The following is a 22,324-nucleotide window of genomic DNA, read 5'->3' on the forward strand; positions in this document are numbered from 1 at the left end:
GTTCCATGCTTGGCCTGAGTAGAAGATCGTTGCTGAAAGGCATTGTGCTTGGCGCTGTGCTGCCCGAGCGGGCTTTCGGCCAATCCGCACGACCCAGGATCGTCGTCGCCGTGCCGACGCAGCCGGACTACGTGGACCCGGTGATGCTCAACAACACGCCGGCTCTACGGATGCTCTCTAATGCGTTCGACGGCCTGCTGCGCATCGATTTTAACGACAACATGGCGGTCAAGCCTGCCATAGCCGAAAGCTGGCGACGGCTTGACCGCACCACCGTCGAATTCACGCTTCGTCCCGGCGTCAAGTTTCACGATGGGTCGACTGTGACGGCCGGCGATATCGTGTTTTCGCTTGGCCAAGAACGTAGGCTCGGACCTACCGGGGCCGGCAATACGATCGCCTCGCAATACCAGCAGACCATCGCCTCAGTACAGGCGACCGGATCAAGCACCGTCCTTGTCACGACAAAGATCGCGGATCCCGCAATTGACAAGAAGCTCGCGGCATGGAGTGCGCAGATCGTCAGCGAAGCCGCATTCCACAAAGCCGGCAGCTGGGAGAACTGGTTCAAGGGGCCGGTCGGGACCGGACCCTATCGAGTGATCTCAAACCAAAAGGATATAAGTCTGGTCCTCAAGTCTCACGATGAATACTGGGGCGGGTTGCCGCCGTTCGCATCGATCGAGTTCCGGATCGTCCCCGAGGTCGCTTCGCGGGTCAATGGCCTTCTGGCGGGCGACTATGATCTGATATCGGATCTACTACCGGACCAGTTCGAATCTATTGACACGTCCCGGTTCGACGTTGTCGGGGGCGCCATTGCCAATCTACGGGTACTGGCTATCGATACGACGGCTCCCCGGCTATCGGACCGGCGTATTCGGAAGGCGCTCAGCTTTGCGATTGACCGCGACCTCATCATCACGCAGTTGTGGCGCGGACGGATCGATGTGCCTCATGGGGCGCAGTACCCGATGTTCGGTGACGTCTACGATTCCTTGTTCCCAGCGCCAAGCTACGATCCTGAAACGGCGCGCAAATTGCTGCGGGAAGCCGGCTACAATGGCGATCCGATTGTCTATCGGCTGCTCAACAACTGGTATCCAAACCAGGTGCTGACGGCTCAGATTTTGGTGCAGATGTGGAAGGCTGTTGGCCTCAATGTCGTGCTCCATCCGATGGAAAATTTCAGCCAGGTCTATGCCAAGCCCTCGCATGCGATCTGGGATGAATCCTTTCTGCCATCATGGCCCGATCCGACGTCCATGGTTTGGCGTCAGCACGGCCCGGGCGGCAGCCAACATGCGCTTAAGATATGGGATTCGCCGCAATATCAGTCGGTCGGCGCGGCTTTCGCAAAGTCGAGCGATAGCGAGGAGCGCAAGGAACTCGCGCGACGGGCCCTGGAGATCTTTGCGGAGGAAGTACCCTTCATCATCCTGCACAACAACGGTGCCTTCTATGCCAAGCGCCGGGAGCTTGCGTGGGCGCCTTACCCGGCGCTGGCGATGGATTTTGGGCCGTTCAACCCCGCGCTCCAGGTGACCCGATGAAGATTGTTCAGCTGACCGATCCTCACCTCGTCCCGGCAGGAACGCTGCTGAGAGGAATTGACCCCGAAGCCCGTCTGCGCGCGTGCCTCCGTGAAATCGAAGCCAACCATCTCGATGCGGCAGCGCTGGTGGTCAGCGGCGACGTCACGGATTTAGCCGATCGGCCATCATACGAGCTGTTTCGAGATGTCTTGGGCGAGTTCGCCTTACCCCCACTGCATGTCACTGTCGGCAACCATGATCGTCGCAGCGTGTTCGCCGAAGTGTTTCCCGATCATTTAGCTGCTGATGGTTATGCTCATAGCAGATTTCGCTTGCGCGATCATGTCGGCCTACTGCTTGACACCTGGACCGTGGGAACGCACGGCGGAGCATTCGACACAGTGCGCCTCGAATGGATCAGAACACAGCTTGCGGAAGGCCGCGAACCGGTTTTGATGTTCATGCACCACGCTCCGATCAGGGTCGGGTTGAAGCGGCTGGACCGCATCGCGCTGCAGGGTGAGGATGAATTCTGGGACGTGATCGCCCCGTTCAAGTCACGCATACGTCACATGTTCTTTGGCCACATGCACCGAAATGTCGCGGGCTCGTGGCGAGGCATTCCTTTCACGGTGGCCGCCGGCCTCACTCATCAAGTCATGCTGGATTTTCAGACCGACATTGTACGCCATATCGAAGTCGAGCCATACTTCAGCATCATCCTGGTCAACGATCGAGACGTCGTGGTGCACCCACATGCGATCCGCGATGCCAGAATTATCGATATTGTACCAGATACGACAGCTCCGCCTCGCGGGCTTTGACCATCGCGTCACGAAGAGTCTGAGTATATTTTGGGAGGGTAGACGCGACCGGAATGGCCCGTGTGGTTGGGCATTAGGCTGATTGCCTATGCACATTCTGCTGCAAGCATCAGGCCCCGCCTTGATGCGTTCCGGTCTAAAAGATCTCCAGCGCCGTTGCTTTCGGCGGTCTCGTCGGAGTGCGCACCATCGAGCATCGTAAAAGACATCGTAGCGACGAATCTGAACGGATCGCGCGGGCCATCATGAGCCAATGTGTGGACCAAGGTCGATGAGGATAACCAGGCCTCGCGACGATGCATGCCAGGCGCCTTTAGCGGATGATGAGACATCAAGCTGGCTAAGGAATGGGCCCGTATGCTGGTTAGGTCAACCATCAGGATTGGCAGGTGGTTTACTGCCGTCACATCTCCTCTGATGCGTGCTCCCCGGAAACCATGGCCATGACTCTCTCGCTCTGTACTATCCTGGTCTTCGCGCTGCCTTGTGCCTCTTCGATAGCCGTACATGGAACATCGCATGTCTCTGAAGCTCGCGAGCAGGCTCTTTGATGCGCATGCGGACCTCATGAGCGTGTGCTCAAGCGAACTTGGTCGCGAGTTTGCAGGGATTCAGCAAGCATCGGTTGACTTGATGACCCCGCAACGCCGCCCCGGCTCGGCCATGCCGAGAATAGTCGCAGCCCCTCTGGCTACCAATGTTGCCTCAACTCGATCTGCCGTTTGCCGCTTTGATTGCCGCATCGTGTCAATTGTCGGGTCATTGATCGAGGCGCGGTTCAAGCATCCGCGATCTTGAGTCGGGCAGCGAGTGTCATCTTGGCAGGTCGTAGCGGGCCTAAGCACACGTAACACGGGACAGTGGTTGCCATGCTCCAAATTCCTAGGGCGCATAACATCGCTCGCCTCGCGGCGGGCATTCCATCCACCTTTGATTGAGGCGAGATCTTGTATGAGCAGTATGTGCGGATTTGTGGGGCGCGTTGATGGGGCACTGTTGAGACGAATGGGCCGGCTACTCCCACAGGGCGGCCATGACGTTCACTCCTTGCAATATGATCAGGCGCACTTTGCCATGCGCGCAAGCGCACATGACGGTTTGGAGCGTTTCGGCGATAGGCTTGTTGCTTGTAGCGGCCATTTGCTCAATGCTGAAGGGACGCCGATGTCTGTACATGAGGTTGCGGAAGGCTACGGAAGACAGGGCGTTCAGTTTTTCGACGGGTTGGACGGGCATTATTCGATTGCCATCTGGGACGCTTCGCTCCGCGCGCTGGTACTTGCGCGCGACCCTTTCGGGGTGATGCCACTTGTTTTTGCACAAGGGGACAACTGGACAGCTTTTGCCAGCCACTATAAGGCGCTTCTCGCTTTGCCGCAGATCAGTGCTGCTCCGGACGTTTTGGCGATCAATACGTTCTTGTACAATGGTTGGGCCCCGCCGGGTCGCACCTTCTTCAAGGATCTCAGGCAGGTCCTACCTGGCAGTGTCGTGATCGGCGCTAGCGAGCCAAAAATCATCCGAACAAAGCCCCGCGCTTGCGATTATGAGATTCCGCGCGAGCCAGTCACACCTAGTCATGTGCTCGAAGCGGTCCAAAGGTCTGTCAATGCGTATGTCCATGACACAACCGCAAAATATGGCGTGTCGCTGAGTGGCGGCGTCGATTCGGCGCTCATAGCGGCTCTACTGCACAAGCGCGTTCCTCGAACGCAATTATGTAGCTTTACCGTCGGACACGGCGAGTCGGATCCTGATATTATCGGTGCGCGGCAGACATCGTCGATCCTTGGAATTTCTCATCGCGAGGTGATCGTGAGACCGAAGGATCTGATTGAGCTGCTTCCAAAAACCGTCTGGTGCTTGGAAGATCCAGGCGGTTACGACGAGTTCCCGCAGCTTTATGGGTTGGCGCGAGGTGCGGCCGGGAAGGTCGATATGATGTTTTCAGGAAACATGTGCGACACGTTGTTTGCAGGCATGCCGGCGCATCGCAGGTTGTGGCTTGGGCATCATGTGCCAGGCGCCAAGAGGATTTTGCAAGAACTGCGCTCCGCTGAGCTTTCGGGCACGCTCCCAGCTTCTTGGCCAGCCCGTGCGGTCCACTATGCAATCAAAGGCAGGCACCCATTACCCGCGCCGTGCTCAGCCGGTCCGAACCAAAGTCGCTTGGCGACAGAAGAAATGGCCTTCGCCGATGAAGACTCGCCACTTTTCCGGATGTTGGGCGCGGCATTGACATCATGGGACAACAGGATGGCGGCGCAGCAGGTTCTAGCGGCGGAGTTTGGCCTGAGATCTTGCATGCCTTATGCGAGCAAACACCTGATAGATCTTGCGCTCCGAATCCCGGACCGTCAAAAGGTCGGCCCAACCCAAGTGAAGGTGATCCTCCGCAAGGCCGCCGAGCTCATTCTCCCGCGCGCCATCACGAATAGAAAGAAGTATATCCAACAGTTTAGGTACGATTCAGAGATGGCCGATGTGATGGATCATTTGTATTCGCGGCTGTTCGTTCCAAGCAGGCAAGCGCAACCGAGAATCGTCAACCCTGCGCAAGTGGAGCACTTGCTGAGACGCGGAAAGCGGGCCTACAAGCCGCTCGAGATCCGTTGGCTTTGGAATGCGATAACCGCGGAAATCTGGACACAGCAATTTGTCGACCGCCGGAGTGAATTCCTCGGTGACGGGAGCGGAGATATCGGACCAACCTCAATATAGTGCCCAAGCAACCGGATCAGAACTCAGCGTGGAGCGATCCGCCCTTGCCGGACGGGCACGATGTCGCATGGATCAATCATGCGACCGCCATCAGGGCTAACGACAGCGCAATCGCTGCGATCGTTGCAATAGGAATTGCCCGGCCCTGTATAGCAGGAACCCGCACAAAGGTGGAGACGTAGAGGAACGCAAGCGCGGTGAAGGCGAGAGCCAGAATTGTCGCGAACATTTCGGTCCAGATGAGCGGTCGAAGCAGCAACAGCACGGCCAGCAACGGCGTACCATAGGAAACCGGAATTCCGATGAATCTTGCGTCGGCTGTTAAGCCGACGTTCTCGAAATAGCTCAGCCGGATTGCACCCGACATGACAAGCACCAGGCTCGCAACCAGTGAAATCGCAGAGCCATCCCCTACGAGAATGATGACAACCGCCGGGAACCAGACCCCGTGGATAAAATCGCCAAAACCATCGAAGCTTTTTCCAAACTCCGCCATTCCTGGGGAACGCAGATGACGGGTCGTGCGGGCAACATGCCCGTCCCAATGATCCAAGAACCAGGTCCAAAGCATTGCTGCGGCGCCGAGTTCCGGCTTACCATTGAGGGTCAGGAATACACCCATGATGGCAAATAGATATGAGCAAGCGGTGATGGCGTTCGCATAATCAGCCAGATATCCAAGCATCGGTTTGCTCCAGATCTCTCATCCAATGTCTCACTCCCAAATGCTTGCGTTCCCGTAGCAACGCCAGTTCGCCGCAGCCTGCTCTCTACGATTGGAGCAGGTCGACCTCGTCGTGAAGCAACCAACGTCCCGGTTCAGCCTGACCTGATCGCTCGCTCAATTACGCCTGACCTTCGTCCATGCGATCAGGACGCTGACTGCGGTTCGGTCGATGCAGGTGGGACCGGCTAGGCCTTCCAGCCATTGTCTGATCTTGGCCGCGGCGACGGTATTGGCCGGATCGCGAAAATGGTTTCAGCGATCTGCAAATCGGCGGGTGTGTCGATCTCGTACCATTTAAGGCCATTGCATCGCGCTGCCGCAAGCTGCAGTCCACGTCGTTCAATCAGAAAAGCGAGCAGTTCCTCAGTGTAGGCGCGAGTTGCGCCGGAGCCGATGATCTCGTCAAGCGCCGGAACAATCGTGTTCCGCAGGGTCGATGCGGCGAACCGCAACACGTTGAGTGTTTTGAAGAGTCGCGGCCCGCCGGCGAGGCTCGCCGACGTTTGCTTCATCCGGAATGTGGAAATCAGCTCATCGTCCGACAGCTCGACAGCGGAGCCTTCCATCATTTTGGTGAAGGGAGCGACCGCAGCAATGTCAGGGGCCTTCGCCATAATCAAACGGCGTAGAACGTCCACCTCAAAAAAGACGTCGCCTTCGAGCAGATAGCTGTCGCCCGACAGAAGCGAATCCCGCGCGAGCCACAGGGAATAGGCGCTACCTGTATGATCGTACGCCAATGATTCCACGTACTTGATCGCGACCGTGTTAAAGCGATGACCGCACGTGTATTGAATCGCGTCCTTGCGGTAGCCGACCACGAGGGTGACCTCTTCGACGCCGACGGCTTCCAGAGCCCCAAGAGCGTTGTGGAGAATTGGCGTGCCATTGACTTCGACCAAGGGCTTCGGTCGCAGGTCCGTCAGCGGCCTCAGGCGAGAGCCGACGCCGGCAGCAAGAATGACTGCTTTTTTGGGGCCCTCCGCCGTCATTTGATTGTTGCAGCCATTGGCGAGATTAGCGGTTGATGAGTGCGAAAGGCATGCGACGCATTGCCGGAGATTGGAGTGGGGCAGCCACCCATTCGTGATCTAAGCTGCCGGACCTGGCTATGAACGAGCTTGCTGGAGCGTGATGGGATGAACGTATTGCATTTCAGCTCTGGCGAGTTCATCGTAGTCAAACATGTCAAAGACCTCTTCGAGCGTTGCGATATCAGGCTCAATTGTTGTCGCGTTCTCCTCAGAGAAGAGGCGGTCGCACACCTGGCGCATCGCTGCTACCGCGGCCCGCATCGAGTGATTGGCCCAGATGACAGTTGAGATACGGGCGCCGCGATACGCGCTAGTCGGAGTCCGATAGTATTTCGTTGGAACGATCACGACCGGAGACCTGTTTTGCCAAGTGCGTGCGAACGAGAGAACTTCGTCCGCCGAACTGCTTCGCGAATGAATGAGGATGGCATCAGCCCCGGCTTCCGTATATGCGTGAGCGCGTGAGATGGCCTCGTACATTCCGTGTCCCGCGATCAAAGCTTCAATGCGGGCGACGACCACGAGGTCCTTCCCGATCGTGTCCTTGACAGCGCGCAACCGACCACAGAACTCATCGATATCGGCGAGGGGATGACGGTCGCCAACGAACGAGTTGATCTTCGGAAAGCAGCTGTCTTCCAGTGCGACACCGCCAGCGCCCCGCTCTCGAAGCTTGCGAGCGAGCAGTCGCGCATTGTTGAAGTTGCCGAACCCTCCGTCGCCATCGACCAGCACAGGCAGGCGGCTCGAGTCTACAATGCGCTCAACTGCATCGACAAGCTCACTCCATGATGCTTCGTTGGCGTCGCGATAGCCCAAGGAGCAGGCAATGGATAGGCCAGAAGCCCACAAGCCTTTGAAGCCCGCACGCTCGGCGATCGCGGCCGACAGACCGTCATGCGCCTCCATAAGGAAGGAGAGGCTGTCGCAGGAGCAGACTTCTCTGCGCAAGGCATCAGCACGAGAGAGATCAAGTTCTCGATCGCGACTGCCGGCCATGAGACGATCTGAGTTTTCTTGCATACAGACTCCCGGAGGGCCGAACCGGTCAACGTTGATCGCTCCACAAGTGCCATACGTCGATGATCTCGATCAATTGCTGAAGCTGGTAGGTGACACGAAGGCGAGCGCCGGCCTCAACGGGTGTCAACGGAATCGCTGGCGACGCCGAGCATTACCTCCCTGCGGGCGACGGATGGGAGGAGCAAAGGTGTTCCAGACCAAACCGTTCGTGCGAAGCGAAGCACCTGTTTCCGTAGTGCCTGGCTTGAATGTTGCGGACATATTCCCTGGCACGAGCTGCAACAATGCCTCCATCGGGCCAAACTCGGCCTATGGCCGTAGCAATATCGTCTTACAAGAGTGAGCTCCGGCGCTCATCGATCGGTACCAATGTCAAGTTCAATTTCGCGCGTCACCTCGATAATACTGTCTGAATCGCCCCCGTTCTCGAAGCGAGCATACTTCAGAGCTTGCGCGCGGCTGACGAACAAGCCACCAAAGACGCCCCGTTGCTCGCGGGCAACCCAATTACCGACCCGATTCCTGCCAACATAGACGATCCGTGCGGCCGTCTTACGTGAAGGGGACCGGAACGGCGACGCCATCATGTCCTTTCCTCCAACGGCAGTTTAGACGTATCTGAAAGCCAAAGAGGCGGCACACCAACGCGCATCGCGAGTAGGTTGCTGAATTGTCCGCTCACTTGGGTTGCTGCGTGAGAGCGAGGACGCAATTACATCAGAGCTCATTTTGTGGGAGCCGGTTCGGTCCGCGCACCTGATCGCCAAAGGAATACTCCGATGGTGAACGGCGTTCTCCTACCAATTCTAGCAAAATGGCAGAGCCCGCAATGAAGCAGCGGACGGGGAGCGCCGCCCAGGAAGCGAAAGCTGAACGATCGTCGTTGTCTGATGATTTAGCCGGCGCGCTTCTGCCGCCAGCAGCCGCATCGCCGCGCCAAGCGGGGGGCTCGCCTGCTGGGGACTAGCCATTGATGTGCCGGGCGCCAGCAGATCACCCTGCCAGGCGGGTGGCCTTTGCGGGGTTGGGGGCCCAAATGGGCTTGGGCTGCCCCGATCCAGAACGAGCCGAACCTAGCTTATGCGCGCCGCCTTAATCTCGATAGCTTCATAGGACCCTCGGGACGCGATGGCTGTAGCAGGGTTGATAACGCATTCCATTGGCCCGAAAAATCGGAACGTCGAGAGTTGGCTCGGGCACGCGCCCGGACGATAAGATGCGCCGTTGTCGAACCCTCAGGGTACAACAAAGGCTTATCCATGCGCCAGCACGGGTCGACTGGTCAGCCCCTTCTAGCACGAATATGTGCCCGTATGCCCGTAGCTCCCCATGAACCAATCAAGCTCAATCTGCCGAGAAAGATCCCGTCTGTCCGGCGCGCGGCAGCAAGGCCGCCGCTATGCTCGCCCGCGTCCGCCTTATTTCTATATACGAGAGTATCGTCGAGCGAGACAGCGCCGATGCTAATCTTAACGGATTGCCCACAGCTGGCCTCGAATACGCCTATGAAGCCAAGCGGCTGCTCCGGGGTAAGATTGAAGCCGCCATCGGAGTCGTCAAGCGCCCAGCGGCGGCTATTGTGGTTGCACCTGCATGTCAGTTCATGAGCGTCTGGCGTCGCCAACTTTCGACGGCCTTGTCGAGAGCAGCCGCTGTCTTCGAATCTGACCAGCGGTCCCAGAATTCGATCGTGCCGCTGAGCGGTTCGTTGAGCGGCTTGGCAATGCGGATCCGCGTCGGCAACAAAATCGCATCACCCACCACAAGAGCCTCGCCGGTATCCAGAACTGGGAGCAGGTCGCCAAACCCGCCCAAGCTGTCGGGCAGCAGGCGGCGAACCACCGTTTGATCGTCACCATTGGTTAGCCGCATGGCGATCAGATTGTTGCACTGGCTGACGACTGTGCGGTTCACCTCGGCCGGCCGCTGGCTGATCACGACCAGGCCGACGCCATATTTGCGGCCTTCCTTGGCGATACGCTCAAATATCGCGATCGCATTCTCAGCAGCGCCGGAACTCGCATCCTGGGGGATGTAGAGATGCGCCTCGTCGCAAAAGAGGGCCACGGGATGACGGGCGCCTTGTGCGCTCCACTGCTGCACGTGAAAGACCATGCGCCCGACCATCCCGACGATGAGCGGCAGAATGTCCGATGGCACTTCTGAGAAGTCTACGACCTTTACACCGCCATGGCCGTCCTTGGCCGCGCGGCTGCCCAGTAGCAGGGTTACGACTTCCTCCAGCCAGCCATAGCTATCGGCAACGCCTGCGGACGGGAAAAGAAACCCAAGCCGACGATCGGTGCGCTTGCCCTCGAAGCGCTGGATTAAGCGGCTGAGCTTGCCATGAAAGTCACCTTGCTTCTCGCTCCGCGCTCCCGGCACCATTTCGGTATTCAACCGGTTGAGCTCCGCGAGGACATTATCGAGTGCAAATGGGACGGGGCTGTCGATCGTGAAGTTGGCGAGCACATCCTTGTGCCCCTCCGCCGTCAGAAATGCGGTCTTCGCATCGACAATGGCCCGCGACATGAGCATGGCTTGGTTGGGCGCGTTCTGGTCGGTGCGATCAACGAACATAGAAATAAGTGCTTCGTAGCTCATGAGCCAATAAGGGAGATGGAGCACACCGTCCGATAAGCCTTTGCCGGCCTCGATATCAGCTGGTCCGGCGACACGAAGATGCTCGAAGCCGTTGCCGGCCATAGATCGGTACTCGCCGTGCATATCGAACACGATGGCGTTTGCGCTCGTAAGCTCGGCCACTTGTTCAAGAAGACGGGCAGTTGTCCAGGATTTGCCGGAACCGGTGCTACCAACGACAAGCGCGTGGCGCTGAAACAACTTATTGCCGTTCACATAGGCTTCAGCGTTAGGATCAAGCGTGTAGCAACCAAGCGACAGACGCTGGGATCCGGCGGTCACCTCGGAGATGACGCCCATAAATCGGGTGAGCCGTTCCCCCTCGAGTGCAAAGCAGCATGCATCGATTTCTGGAACGGTTTCAAGGGTGCGTCGGAATACGTTGGAGCGGAGCCCGTCTCGATCGATCAGCGTCCCAATCAAAGCAATGCGGACCAGGTTTACTTCCGGGAGCGCCTCCTCCGCGCGCTCCAGGTCAGCCACTTTCGCTTGCTCGAGCGCCGTGCGTGTAATCTTGTGGATGACTCCGATCAGCTTGTGCCCGGCCAGACTGCTTTGCAGTGCCACCAGCCGATTAACTTGGAGCGCACGCAGCGACTCAATGTCGTCGACCCGAACGATCACGGTTGCAGTGTCGACCGATTGAACGCGCCCGAGCGCCTCTTGATCGGTAAAGTCCAGGATGCTCATGGGCGGATTCCTATCATGTGGTCCAGAAAACAATCGAGACGCCACAGGGGCTTATCGACATCGAAGTCGGTCGGGAAGTGGTGCATGTACGCACGTGAGCCGGCGGGGCCGCTTTCGATGGCCAGATAGCGCCGACACCGTCCGCTGCCCAGGAAAGCCTTTGCGCTCGCAGTCAATTCCTTTGTCACGACGACCAATGGCACGGAATCACGGTCGCAGCGTTCAATGAGCTTGGTTTGGACGTGCTCGTCATTGAAGCCGTAGCCGACACAGAAATAGGACCGGGCACTATCCAGCGCTTTATCGCTACAGCCGAGGATCGTGCGGAAGGGCTCGCCATGGGTTAATCGGTATTTGTCAATGCCAGGCGTGATCATGAGTGGCGCATAATTCGCTGGGATCGCCAGTGCGCTTCTCACGCCGACAATCTGGTTGGCTGCATCCTGGAACCAATCGAGCGATCCATGGACCTTCCAAACCGCCACTGTGCGCGATGGCCGCCCGTCGACCGTCACGCGCGTGTTCGAAGCTCGTGCCCGACTTTGCAGGTAGCCATAGTTGAAACCGGTGAACGTGCTGACCTCAGCCGCGTCGGCTGCATATTCTGCCAACCGGTCGTAGTTGGGCGTCACAACGTGAAGAGTGGTATGTGTACTATCGAACAGGTGTCGATAGAGCCGGGTGAGCGGCAGAGCGTGCCGATTGGCCAGTACCAATGCGAGGACAGCCAGATCGGAGGGCAGTAGAAAGTCTCGGGCGAGGCGCGCTACGAACAATGTTTGGCGATCGGTCGGGCGGACTGCTTGGAGTGCGCGTTCAAGGTCGCGGCCAGCTTTCAGCTCGCCAAGAAACGAGGACCATTCACAATTCTCTCCAACCGTCCAGTCGGCTGGACGCGAGGCCTCGGACAAATGCGCCGCCAAGGCACCCATGCCAGGCACACCATGGGCTGCTGAGGCTCCGCTTCCAAGGATGATGACCGGCGTCAAACTCAGCGCGTTCTGCGCAAATTCCTGCGCGATATCTAACTCGCTGTTCGCCGCCATGCCCGCTCGCAATCACACGGATGAGCGCGTGTTGAGCGTAAGAGAATCTTGTTGCGCGCGCAGAGTCTGTTTGGTGTAGCTGAAGGGCTCGGGTTTGGCTCCAGGATGCCACATCGGACAATGCAAAGTGCCTTTCACGAGTTGCTAGCTCGCCTGTTCTTCTTTGAGAGTGCGGACTGACGAGGCGGCGTAGGCGGCCGAAATGAGCTTGTAGCAACAGCACGCCTTTTCTTCGAGCGCTTTGGGGTCATCGATCTGCAAGACGCCGCGCATCTTGCGAATCAGCCCTTGCTCCTCAAAACGGATCAACGTTTCCGTGACCCCTGCGCGGCGTAGTCCAAGCACCGAAGAAAGGTAATCGTGGGTGACTGGCAGCACACGAGCGTCAACAGCTTCGCTGGCAAGGCAAAGCCAGCTGGCGAGGCGCTGCTCGCGATGGTGCCGGACCGCGCATAAGCCTGTCTGGACGCACTGAAATGTCAGCGCTTGGATGTAGTCAAACAAATGGTCTTTGATCTCCGGATGCGCCTTCATGATACGGCGCAAATCCTCGATGCGAATTCTGTGCGCGGTTCCAGGGATGACGACTACGGATTGATGGCTTGAAAGATGTCCTCCCCACAAAAAAGAAGTGCCGACCACGCCCCGGTAGCCTATGACTGCGGTTTCGAGCATGCTGCCCCCGGCAACAACTCTCAGCGAGACGAGGCCGCTCTCTATAAAATAGACGTGCTCGACCGGCCTTCTTGGCTCTTGCAGAACCATGCGTTCTTTCAAGACGACCGGTTCAAGACACTCGCCAATTGCTGCAAGCTGTTGCATACAAAGACGGGCCAGGATGACGTTCTTCACAAAGGGCCGCTTCGCAGAACGCACTGGAAGGGAAAGCTGAGGCTCGGGTCGTGTGCCCGTCGGCTGCTTGAGAGCTCTATCTTGAGAGCACTCAAGCACTTCGAGCACGGCGGGCGCGCGGTCGGTCATGGTCCCTCTCCTGGCAGTAGGCATTTGCTTTCCTGTGCCTGACCGTAACGAGAACGTGATTGCGACTATAGCGACATCTCCATCTTGAATTGATGCGACGAGTAACTCATCGGCGCCCAATTCCCGCGTTGAGGAGCCCGTCTTCGACGAATTTCGACGAATGCGTTTGCGCCGGCGCCGTGCTCAACTGCGCCGAATTCCTGCTTTGAGCCGCTTTTCGCTGGCAATAGATTGGGTCCACAACATTGCCGTATGAGGGCGGCCAGAGCCGTTTCTCAAGAAGCCTGATTGAGGTCCTAAGAAAGAAGGAGAGCGAAACGGTAGATCAACCGCTCAATAGCGGAGTTCGCTCATCCGCATGAGTGCAATCAATCATCTGGGGGAAGCTCGACCGGGACAGCGAATCCGACCTTGACGCGATCCAATATGACCATGCTCTTGAAACCCTTGATATCGCGATTTTGGTAGAAGAAGCGGCGCGTGAAATCCTCGTACTCCTCCATGGATCGGGCGGTTATGTACAGGACGAAGTCGGCATCACCCGTGACATAAAAGCCATTGACGACGTCGGTTGATGATTTGATGGCCTTTTTGAACCTATCGATGATATCGGCGCTTTCCCGCTCTAAGGTCACCAGTGCAAGCACTTGAATAGGTCGCCCCACGGCTCTCGGCGATACAACCGATACATCAGCTTGGATGATGCCTTCCGAGCGGAGTCTTTTTAATCGTCGTTGACAGGCGGTCGGAGAAAGCCCGGCCATCTCGCCGATCACATCTGAAGTCAGACGGTTATTCTTTTGCACGATCTCGAGAATGCGTGCATCTATCCGGTCGTATTGCATGACCATCTCCAGCCTGAGATGAATTTCACCGCGAGATGACCATTCAGCGCAGGAAATCCTCCCGGGTGGAAAATACGAGGAAATCTTCCGAGACAAAGCTCAAAGTTTGACGGGGTTGTCGCATAGCAACTTCCGAAAGGATGAGGGGGGTTGTGTTCGGGAGCAGCGGCGCGACAGTGAGCTGCGCGCCGGTCTATCCGGTGCCTGGCTTTCGTTTTGCGCAAAGATGCGAACCGAAGCGAAGCCGAGGCGAAACCGAGCGCGCCGCGCGATAATTCGGGCTCGCACGGCATCTTGAACTCAGGCAGCTATTAGCTAGCATGCTGGCAAGCGCGCGTGCCTGCTTTGCCTTTCGAACACAGCCTATTTGGTCGACTTCGCTTCCAAGTCGGATCGGAGCGGTAGGAACTCTCCTTTTCGGAGAGGAAACGGAATGAACCATCACGGCGATGCTCTATAGCGCCAACTGCTCCGCTACATCGGTGCAATTGGATCACAGAGCGTTTTCGTGCGCGGGTCGCCTTCCGCGACTGCGCACCTAGAGCATTTTCCGATCACGTTGCGTCGTAACCAGCCGCGACGAGATAATTTTGACATTCCTCGGGTGAGAAGCGTTTGAGAGAGTTGGCGATTGCTTGCCAGAGATCGGGCATGGAGTGCGCTGCGGCGGCCCGCAACAGCGCTTTCAGTTTGGAGAAGGCCATTTCAATGGGGTTGAAGTCTGGACTGCAGGGCGGGAGATAGAGCAGGCTAGCTCCGACCGCCTGGATGGCCTCTCGAACGCCATGGACCTTGTGAGCGGGCAAGTTGTCCATGATAACGGGATCACCCGGCCGCAGCGATGGGGCGAGCAATTGCTCGATGTAGGCCAGGAAAGCCTCGCCATCCATTCCAAAACAAGCGGCGCGATCAGACCGTCGGAGCGCAATCCAGCGGTGAATGTCGTCGTCCTCCGATGTCCGTGTGGGGTAGCTGCGCGACATCGCTCGCCGCGTGGCGAGCGCCCGTAAAGCCGCGCCATTTTGATGTTGGCGCTGGTTTCGTCGATGAAGACGAGGCGTTCGGGGTCAAGATCGATTTGCCCTTCGAACCACTCCTCACGCGCGGCATTTATATCGCCGCGCCGTTGCTCGGCGGCGCGCGCTGTTTTTTTTAAGTGTGATCTTTCTGCGCTGGAAAAAAACGCCAGAGCGACGCGATGCCAGTCGATATTCCATGACGTTTCAACAGTTCTTGCAACTCGGCAGCGTGATATCCGGCTTCGCTGTCACCGCCTCCAGAATCAATTGCGAATGCGCTTCGATGCGCTGCGATTTGCGGTCAGCACCCTGGCGTTTAGGAACGATGTCGCCAACTTCCTTGAGGCGACCGCGCCAGCGGATCGCGCTGGCCGCGCTGACACCAAAGCGCTCAGCAGCCTGTCGACAGGACATGCCACCGTCAATCGCGGCTACCACCCTTTGGCGAAGATCAACCGAAAGCGCCCTGGCCATACATGCTGGCCTCCCTCGCCAGCATGCAGCTTGAATCTAACTCGCGCCGTTTTGGGAAAAACTACCCGATTCATTCCGGTCGGAAAATGCTCTAACCAACTAAATCACATGCAATCTTCGCCGAAAAGAGTGAGAGAACATGTGTTGGGATCAGTCGAGTTGTCGGTTGGCGCAAGTCCGCATCTGGGGGCGCCAAGGTTGGTAAGCCGATCGCTTGAAGAAGCTTCTCTGCAGGTGGTTTCGATTTTGGACGCATTGATGCGCTGCCGGGAACCATATCGGCGGACTCATGGCGGCTATATCGCACCTTCGAGACGCTGCGGGTCGTGCGGCGCCGGCAATCGAGAGCTGCGGGACCGGCCGGTGGCGATACCACAGATGCCGCCGTCATCCAGGTGATATGGCCCGTAGCTCCTGGCTTCCTTCTTGAGTCTCGACACCTCAGCAATGCTTCGCTGGCATGGGACTAAAGCGAGTAAACTAAGATCGTCTTGCCTCCAAATCCGACATTCGGCAGCTCCTTCCGCGACCTCGCCTCCAATCCTGGATAGATAAAGCAGTCTGGCCATTTGGCGCGACCAGTCAGCTTCCGGAAAGCTAGCCCTGCAATCCTGGCGTCGTGGGGATATCTCTCGGGGCTGATCTGCGACTGAATCAAACGCAAACATCGTCAAACGGAGTTTTGAGATGGTTCGAATTCATGATGCGCTCGACACGGCAACGTTGGCTTACGGCAGTACATCAGGCGCTGCCCAGCAAGATGAAACCATAAACCAGCACGCCTTTGACCAGCAACTGGACGAGATATCGCCGGAGCTACATGAACCAACTGGTGCAGGTCCCGCCCATTCTATTGCCTCGGACGAGGTGGCGGGTGTGGTCAACCAGCAACCTGATTTGAAGCTTGTCGTCATTTCGAACCGCGTTGCGCCCTTCGACCCCAGTAAACCCCAGACCGGCGGCCTTGCCGCCGCCCTCGAGCCGGTCGTGCAACGGTCCGGCGCGGTGTGGGTCGGCTCCTCGGAAAACCGCGGCGACGGGACCCAGGTGCCCCTGCCACTGGTCGAGACTGGTGCGGGATTTGTCGCCAGGCTCGATCTGCCGGCCGCTGACCATGCTGGCTATTATCGTGGTTTTTCGAATTCGACGCTGTGGCCGGCATTGCACTCCCTGCCGGACCGGATGTCGGTCTCGGAAGACGATTATGAATGCTATCAAAGGACCAACAGTTATATTGCGGGTGCGGTCAAGGACGTACGGGATCGGGACGCATTCTGGGTGCATGACTATCATTTGCTCCCGCTCGGAGCCCGACTGCATGAACTCGGCATCGACCGGCCGACCGGTTTCTTCCTTCACACGCCGTGGTCCGAGCCCGACATGGTCGAGCGCGTGCCCAATCATCGCGAACTGATGAAATCGACGCTGAAGTATGATCTGCTCGGATTCCAGACGAACCGGGATCTGAACAACTACTCGGCGTATCTCCGAACTCATTTCGGATTGGAAACCAAGGATGGCGTCGTCACCACGGAGCGCGGTCAGACGCGACTGAAAAAGTTCCCAATCGGGATCGATCCTGAGCAGTTCGCAGACTATCTCGCTGCAGATCTCTCTTCTGCAGAGCAAGAAACAGTCTCGTCAATATTGAAAAGCTTCGAGGGATCCAAGTTTGCGATCGGCGTGGACCGGCTTGATTACACCAAGGGTATCGACAAGCGGGTCGAAGGGTTCAATCAGCTTCTAAGGATGGAACCCCACAGCATCTCGCTGTTGCAGATCGCACCGTCCTCACGCGCCGATGTCGAGCAGTATCAGAAATACAAAGAAGACGTGGAGAGCGCGATCAATCGGGTCAATGCCGAGCATGGCTCAGACGGGTGGAGCCCGATCCACTACAAGAACGATTCGTTCAGCCAGGCGGCACTCGCGCGGTTTTACCGCGCCGCCCATGTCGGCGTCGTGACCCCGTTGCGCGACGGCATGAATCTCGTGGCGAAAGAATATGTTGCGGCACAAGACCCGAAGGACCCTGGCGTGCTGGTCCTATCCAAGTTTGCGGGCGCAGCTGAAGACTTCAACGAGAACGAAGCGCTTCTGGTGGATCCGAACCACCCTGAAGAAATCGCAGCCGCTATTTCGAGGGCGATTCACATGCCGCTTGAGGAGCGTGTCACCCGCTGGCGCTCGATGATGGACAAGATTGAATCCTATACTATCCACGACTGGGCGGCGGACTACGTTAGCGAACTGGACAAAAGCCGCGTCACTGTTCCGGCTGATCAGTTCCACCATCTTGGCCTTGGCTGGACCAACGAAGCTCAAGTGCCACTGTACAGGACAGATGCCGAGACTTTGACTGCACTGAGGCATACGCAGGACAGACTCTGGGTCCTGCCGGAACCGGACAGCTTGACCTAGTTCTGGTCGCCTAACAGTCCGGTGCCGAAGAGGGACCGACGGGGCGAACAGCACACGGCGGATTGCTTTTCTGTAGCAGGCGAGAGGCACAATACAGGACTGGCGGCTGGCGCGGTGCTTTCGGCCCGGGCTGGCCCGCATGATGAACGGAACGTCTCAGCGGATCCTTGACAGTCACGAAACGGAGATCGCCATGCGCACTGCCCTCAGCTTGATCGCGATCTGGCTGCTGATCAACGTACTGCTCTATGTCATGCTGACGCGCGTCGATAAGTCTGCCCGATGAAATAGCTCGGAAGATTGTACCTCGCATTTGGAGGTAAGCGTTCCGACGCCGGGCGTCGAGCGGTCCTCTGTTCCGGTACTTGGCCGCAAAAGATCAGACGTGCTGTCTGACACTCGGTCCTGCCGACATCGCCCTGTCTGCTTGGCAACCAATGTCGGCAAGCGGACATCGTGGTGCACCCTAAGCGGCGGAAACTTGCGGCGCTTTGGTCGGCATGCAGCTTGCAGTAAACGCTCGGCGAAATAGCGCGAGCCGAGCCATGTCATGCGTTGCGTACTTTCCGCAGCTTCTGCTTGACGCGCCAGGCCCGCGTGGCCGCTCGACCTCAACCGGAGCAAATCCATGAACACGTCAGTCCTCTCCGCAGCGCTGCTTTCGATTGCCTGCTTCACCTCCGCTGCGCTTTCACAGGAGCGTTCACTTTCAGAGGAGCGAAAGGCTGCGGCGGTCACTGAGGATCCATTCCTCTGGCTCGAGGAGATCGAAGGACAGGGCGCATTGGCATGGGCCCGCGCCGAGAATGAGAAGACACTCGGCGTGCTCCAATCAGATCCTCGCTATCACCGTTTCTACGAACAGGCGCTCTCAATCTTGCAGGCCAAGGATCGAATTCCATACGTCTCCCTGGGACGTCGCGGGTTGGAGAATTTTTGGAAAGATGAGGACCATGTGCGCGGTATCTGGCGGCGCACCACGCTTGAAAGCTATCGTCGCCAGGACCCTCGGTGGGAAACCATCCTTGACGTGGACGCCTTGGCGGTTGCCGAGAACAAGAACTGGATCTTTCAAGGCGCCAGCTGCCTTCCGCCTGACGAGCGCCTCTGCCTGATCAGCCTGTCCGACGGCGGCAAGGATGCCGCATCGATGCGCGAGTTCGACCGCGAGGCAAAGCGCTTCGTTGCGAACGGCTTTTATCTTCCAGAGAGCAAGCACAGCGTTAGCTGGGTCGATCGGGACACGCTCCTTGTTGCAGGCGACTGGGGCGAGGGCTCTTTGACGCAGGCCGGCTACCCCTTTGTTGTTAAGGAGCTCAAACGCGGTCAGCCGCTCAGCGAGGCGCGCGAGGTCTTTCGCGGCGAGCCGAACGATGTTCGGGCGGTGCCCCTGGTGCTTCGAGACAATGAAGGTCATGTTCATGCGACCGGGGTCATCCGAGCGATCGGGTTTTTCGAGCATGAGTACGTGCTCTTCCGCCCCGATGGGCTCGTCAAACTCAATCTGCCGAAGAAAGCTGAGATCGTAGGCCTTGTGAGTCATCGCCTGCTTGTGAAGCTTGACGAGGAGTGGAGGCCATCAGGTGATCTCAACTTCACTGCCGGCTCGCTGATTTCGTATGACTTGACCGAATGGAAAGCGGATCCACTGCGCGCCAAAGCCTCGCTTGTCTTCAATCCTGGGCCTCGTCAGGCCCTGAGCGGGCTAACCTTCACAAAGAACCTGTTGATCTTGACGATCTTGGATAACGTTCAAAGCAAAGCGTTCGTGTACAAGTACAATCAGGGAGGGTGGTCGGCGACACCGATCCCACTGCCGGAACATACCAATGTCGGCGTGACAGCCGCTTCCGACGAGGCGGACCAGGCCATGTTCGCCGTCTCAAGCTATCTCAGGCCAACGTCGCTCTGGTATTTTGATGCCGAAACTCAAAAACTCGAGGAATTGAAGACGACACCGACTGCCTTCGATGCCGCCAAGCATGTCGTAGAGCAGTTCGAAGCGATTTCGCGTGATGGCACGGCAATTCCGTATTCTCTGGTGCGGCCGAAAAACGCGAGGTTTGATGGCGCCATTCCGACCCTTCTTTATGGCTATGGCGGGTTCCAGGCTTCGCTTCTGCCCTCATATCTAGGCCCTGAGGGGCGGCTCTGGCTCGAACAGGGCAATGCCTATGTCGTTGCAAATCTGCGCGGGGGCGGCGAGTTTGGCCCGCAATGGCATCAAGCAGCCCAGCGGGCGGCGAAGCAGACGACGTGGGATGACTTCATCGCCGTTGCGGAGGACCTGATCCGCCGCAAAATCACAAGTCCGCGCCGGCTCGGCGTCATTGGCGGCAGCCAGGGCGGGCTACTCGTTGGCACCGCAATCACCCAACGTCCCGAGCTCTTCAACGCGGCGATCATTCAAGTGCCGCTGTTTGACATGCTTCGATACACCAAATTGGGCGCGGGCGCCTCCTGGATCGGCGAATACGGCGATCCCGGTTTTCCCGAGCAGCGCGCGTGGATCGAAGCCTACTCGCCCTATCAGAAACTGGTGCCGGGCAAGTCATACCCCGCGCCTTTAATTCTGACTTCCACCAAGGACGATCGTGTGCATCCCGCGCACGGCCGCAAGGCTGCAGCGAAGCTCGCCGCCCTGGGCCAGCCTTACTTCTATTACGAGAACATCGATGGGGGGCACAGCGCGGCGGCCAACCTCATCGAAACGGCGCGTCGACTAGCCCTTGAATACACCTACGCATCGAGGCGGCTTTTGTTCTGAATAAACCGGCGGACGGGTCAATCGAACCAGGCTCCAGACCATTCACGATCCCTGGTACCGCGCCCGCTGGCCTGAATCATCGAGCCGAGATGCGGGGCGATACACAGAACCAGCCAATCGACGGACCTGAGTTGCAGAGTTTAACGGGACTGGACGAATTCCCACAACGCTGGAGGTGCTCGAACGCAAGCCCGCAATGTCGAGCAGTCATGCAATATGACTGGTAAGGCGCCTCCTCATGAAGGATCGACCTTTTGCTGAGCCGGATTGGCCATGAGTTGGCGTTCTAAATCTCAAGCCCGGTTTTGGCTTTGCTTGAGAGATCGCGCAGCGATGAACCCTGCACCGAATATGGAATCTAACCGTGCCTCAGGGGCACCGGATCTGAAGGGGTATGTGCCTAGATCGACGGCTGGTCGACCGGCTGGGCAGGGAGCCAGGTCGTTTTGAGTTCGCCGCGACAGGCCAATACCTAGGAGGTCTCGTTCGTGGCCAGTTCCGGCGGTGAACGACGGCGGTCGTCGATGCCTGAGAAAATCGGCCCGCAACAGGGCTCCACAACAGCTGTCCCAGTGAGAGGCAGGAAAGAAAGATGCGCAAGCTACCGATCCTGAAAAGCCTCCATCTTTTTGAGGCAGTCAGCGAGTTTCCAAGCTTCTCAAGGGCGGCCGAGCGGTTAAATATGACGACAGGCGCGGTAAGCTACCAAATGCGCCTGCTTGAGGATTGGTTCGGCAGGAGACTGTTTGTGCGCCATAGTTCGGGCGTGCGGTTGACATCCGACGGCGAACAGCTCAAGCGCAGCTGCGCGAGCGCGTTCACCATGCTCGAGAAGGGATGCTACGAGCTACGAAGGCGCGATGCAGGACGTTCCGTGGTGGTGGGGAGCTCAACCACATTCTTGTCGCACGGCCTGTTGCCCCGTATTGGTGCGTTCCGCCAACTCTGTCAGGACGTTGATCTTAGTTTCGAGACCGATGCCGATCTGGACGCGCTGGCCGTCGGCGCGCTGGATGTGTTGTTCGTTTCCGGCCTGTTGAAGCGACCGCTCCCCGTCTGTGAGATCCACGTAGCGAACGAGATGATTGGCCCTGTCTGTGCGCCTGCTACGCTCGAGTCGATCAAAAGCCCGGAAGATATTCTGTCTATCTCTCAGTTGCACGAGGCAGACAGGCTGGACGCCTGGAGCGAGTGGGCCAACGCAGCTGCAATTTGCTTGCAAGGATCGCGCAAGGTCGTTTTCGATACATTTTCCTTGGCTATGGAGGCGGCCAAAGGTGGGCTGGGAGCCGCAATATCCTCGCAAATTCTGGTCAGAAGCAACCTTGAGAAAGGAGAACTTGTAGCTCCATTTGGCTTTGTGCCGGTCAATCGCTCAATCTACATGTTTGTCAATGGGCACGCGCGAAATAACGCGGCTGTCAAACAGTTTGAGCGATGGGCGCTGTCAGACATACTGAGCCAGGATCATCAGCCATCGCCTTTCGGGGCTCCAACTTGGCAGATCAGGCAAGCCGCTCGATTGAGGCTTCCCGATCGGTCCCTGCTGGCGTCAAGTCGTTCATGACCATCAT

14 protein-coding genes and 1 pseudogene are annotated in these 22,324 nt (G+C 57.9%); 6 read left to right on the forward strand and 9 right to left on the reverse strand.

The annotated features are described in order from the left end of the window. The first annotated feature begins 5 nt into the window (after window positions 1–5). The 3 genes from ACVIGB_RS42700 (at window position 6) to ACVIGB_RS42710 (ending at window position 5,080) form a co-directional block, all read left to right on the forward strand. Window positions 6–1,553, forward strand: a complete 1,548-nt coding sequence (locus ACVIGB_RS42700; RefSeq protein ID WP_456724826.1) for an ABC transporter substrate-binding protein — start codon at window positions 6–8, stop codon at window positions 1,551–1,553. After that, a complete protein-coding gene (locus ACVIGB_RS42705; protein ID WP_456724825.1) occupies window positions 1,550–2,359 on the forward strand; it encodes a metallophosphoesterase in 810 nt (269 codons plus the stop codon). The genes ACVIGB_RS42700 and ACVIGB_RS42705 overlap by 4 nt, the downstream gene beginning before the upstream one ends. Before the next feature lie 1,047 nt (window positions 2,360–3,406). Continuing rightward, window positions 3,407–5,080 carry an asparagine synthetase B family protein gene (locus ACVIGB_RS42710; protein WP_456724824.1) on the forward strand — a complete coding sequence of 558 codons (1,674 nt, stop codon included), beginning with the start codon at window positions 3,407–3,409 and terminating at the stop codon, window positions 5,078–5,080. Between the two features lie 76 nt (window positions 5,081–5,156). Here the strand turns inward: ACVIGB_RS42710 and ACVIGB_RS42715 are convergent, their stop codons facing one another. From ACVIGB_RS42715 to ACVIGB_RS42755, 9 genes and pseudogenes are all read right to left on the reverse strand, one after another. After that, on the reverse strand, window positions 5,157–5,765 hold the full coding sequence (locus ACVIGB_RS42715; protein WP_456724823.1) for a CDP-alcohol phosphatidyltransferase family protein: 609 nt from the start codon (window positions 5,763–5,765) through the stop codon (window positions 5,157–5,159). Window positions 5,766–5,992: 227 nt separating this feature from the next. After that, on the reverse strand, window positions 5,993–6,799 hold the full coding sequence (locus ACVIGB_RS42720; RefSeq protein WP_456724822.1) for a phosphocholine cytidylyltransferase family protein: 807 nt from the start codon (window positions 6,797–6,799) through the stop codon (window positions 5,993–5,995). A gap of 117 nt (window positions 6,800–6,916) precedes the next feature. Further along, complete coding sequence (gene aepX / locus ACVIGB_RS42725) at window positions 6,917–7,840, reverse strand: phosphoenolpyruvate mutase (protein ID WP_456724821.1); 924 nt, start codon at window positions 7,838–7,840, stop codon at window positions 6,917–6,919. A gap of 377 nt (window positions 7,841–8,217) precedes the next feature. Further along, the gene (locus ACVIGB_RS42730) at window positions 8,218–8,451 is read right to left on the reverse strand and encodes a hypothetical protein (RefSeq protein WP_456724820.1); all 234 of its coding nucleotides are present in this window, start codon (window positions 8,449–8,451) and stop codon (window positions 8,218–8,220) included. A gap of 1,009 nt (window positions 8,452–9,460) precedes the next feature. Beyond that, complete coding sequence (locus ACVIGB_RS42735) at window positions 9,461–11,197, reverse strand: ATP-binding protein (RefSeq protein ID WP_456724819.1); 1,737 nt, start codon at window positions 11,195–11,197, stop codon at window positions 9,461–9,463. Further along, window positions 11,194–12,243, reverse strand: a complete 1,050-nt coding sequence (locus tag ACVIGB_RS42740; protein WP_456749310.1) for an SIR2 family protein — start codon at window positions 12,241–12,243, stop codon at window positions 11,194–11,196. The genes ACVIGB_RS42735 and ACVIGB_RS42740 overlap by 4 nt, the downstream gene beginning before the upstream one ends. Before the next feature lie 144 nt (window positions 12,244–12,387). Next, window positions 12,388–13,224 (reverse strand): Crp/Fnr family transcriptional regulator, encoded by an 837-nt coding sequence (locus ACVIGB_RS42745; protein ID WP_456724816.1) that lies wholly within the window; start codon window positions 13,222–13,224, stop codon window positions 12,388–12,390. Window positions 13,225–13,592: 368 nt separating this feature from the next. Beyond that, window positions 13,593–14,069 carry an Lrp/AsnC family transcriptional regulator gene (locus ACVIGB_RS42750; protein ID WP_456724815.1) on the reverse strand — a complete coding sequence of 159 codons (477 nt, stop codon included), beginning with the start codon at window positions 14,067–14,069 and terminating at the stop codon, window positions 13,593–13,595. A 554-nt stretch (window positions 14,070–14,623) separates the two neighbouring features. Continuing rightward, window positions 14,624–15,562: pseudogene (locus ACVIGB_RS42755) on the reverse strand (IS630 family transposase). A 687-nt stretch (window positions 15,563–16,249) separates the two neighbouring features. Between ACVIGB_RS42755 and ACVIGB_RS42760 the strand changes: the two are divergent. The 3 genes from ACVIGB_RS42760 (at window position 16,250) to ACVIGB_RS42770 (ending at window position 22,317) form a co-directional block, all read left to right on the forward strand. Beyond that, window positions 16,250–17,983: an alpha,alpha-trehalose-phosphate synthase (UDP-forming) gene (locus ACVIGB_RS42760; RefSeq protein ID WP_456724814.1), complete on the forward strand. Its 1,734-nt coding sequence runs from the start codon at window positions 16,250–16,252 to the stop codon at window positions 17,981–17,983. A 628-nt stretch (window positions 17,984–18,611) separates the two neighbouring features. Next, the gene (locus ACVIGB_RS42765; protein WP_456724813.1) at window positions 18,612–20,750 is read left to right on the forward strand and encodes a prolyl oligopeptidase family serine peptidase; all 2,139 of its coding nucleotides are present in this window, start codon (window positions 18,612–18,614) and stop codon (window positions 20,748–20,750) included. Between the two features lie 592 nt (window positions 20,751–21,342). Further along, window positions 21,343–22,317, forward strand: coding sequence for a LysR family transcriptional regulator (locus tag ACVIGB_RS42770; protein WP_456724812.1), 975 nt, complete (start codon window positions 21,343–21,345; stop codon window positions 22,315–22,317). The last annotated feature ends 7 nt before the right edge of the window (window positions 22,318–22,324 follow it).

The organism is Bradyrhizobium sp. USDA 4341, assembly GCF_054063755.1.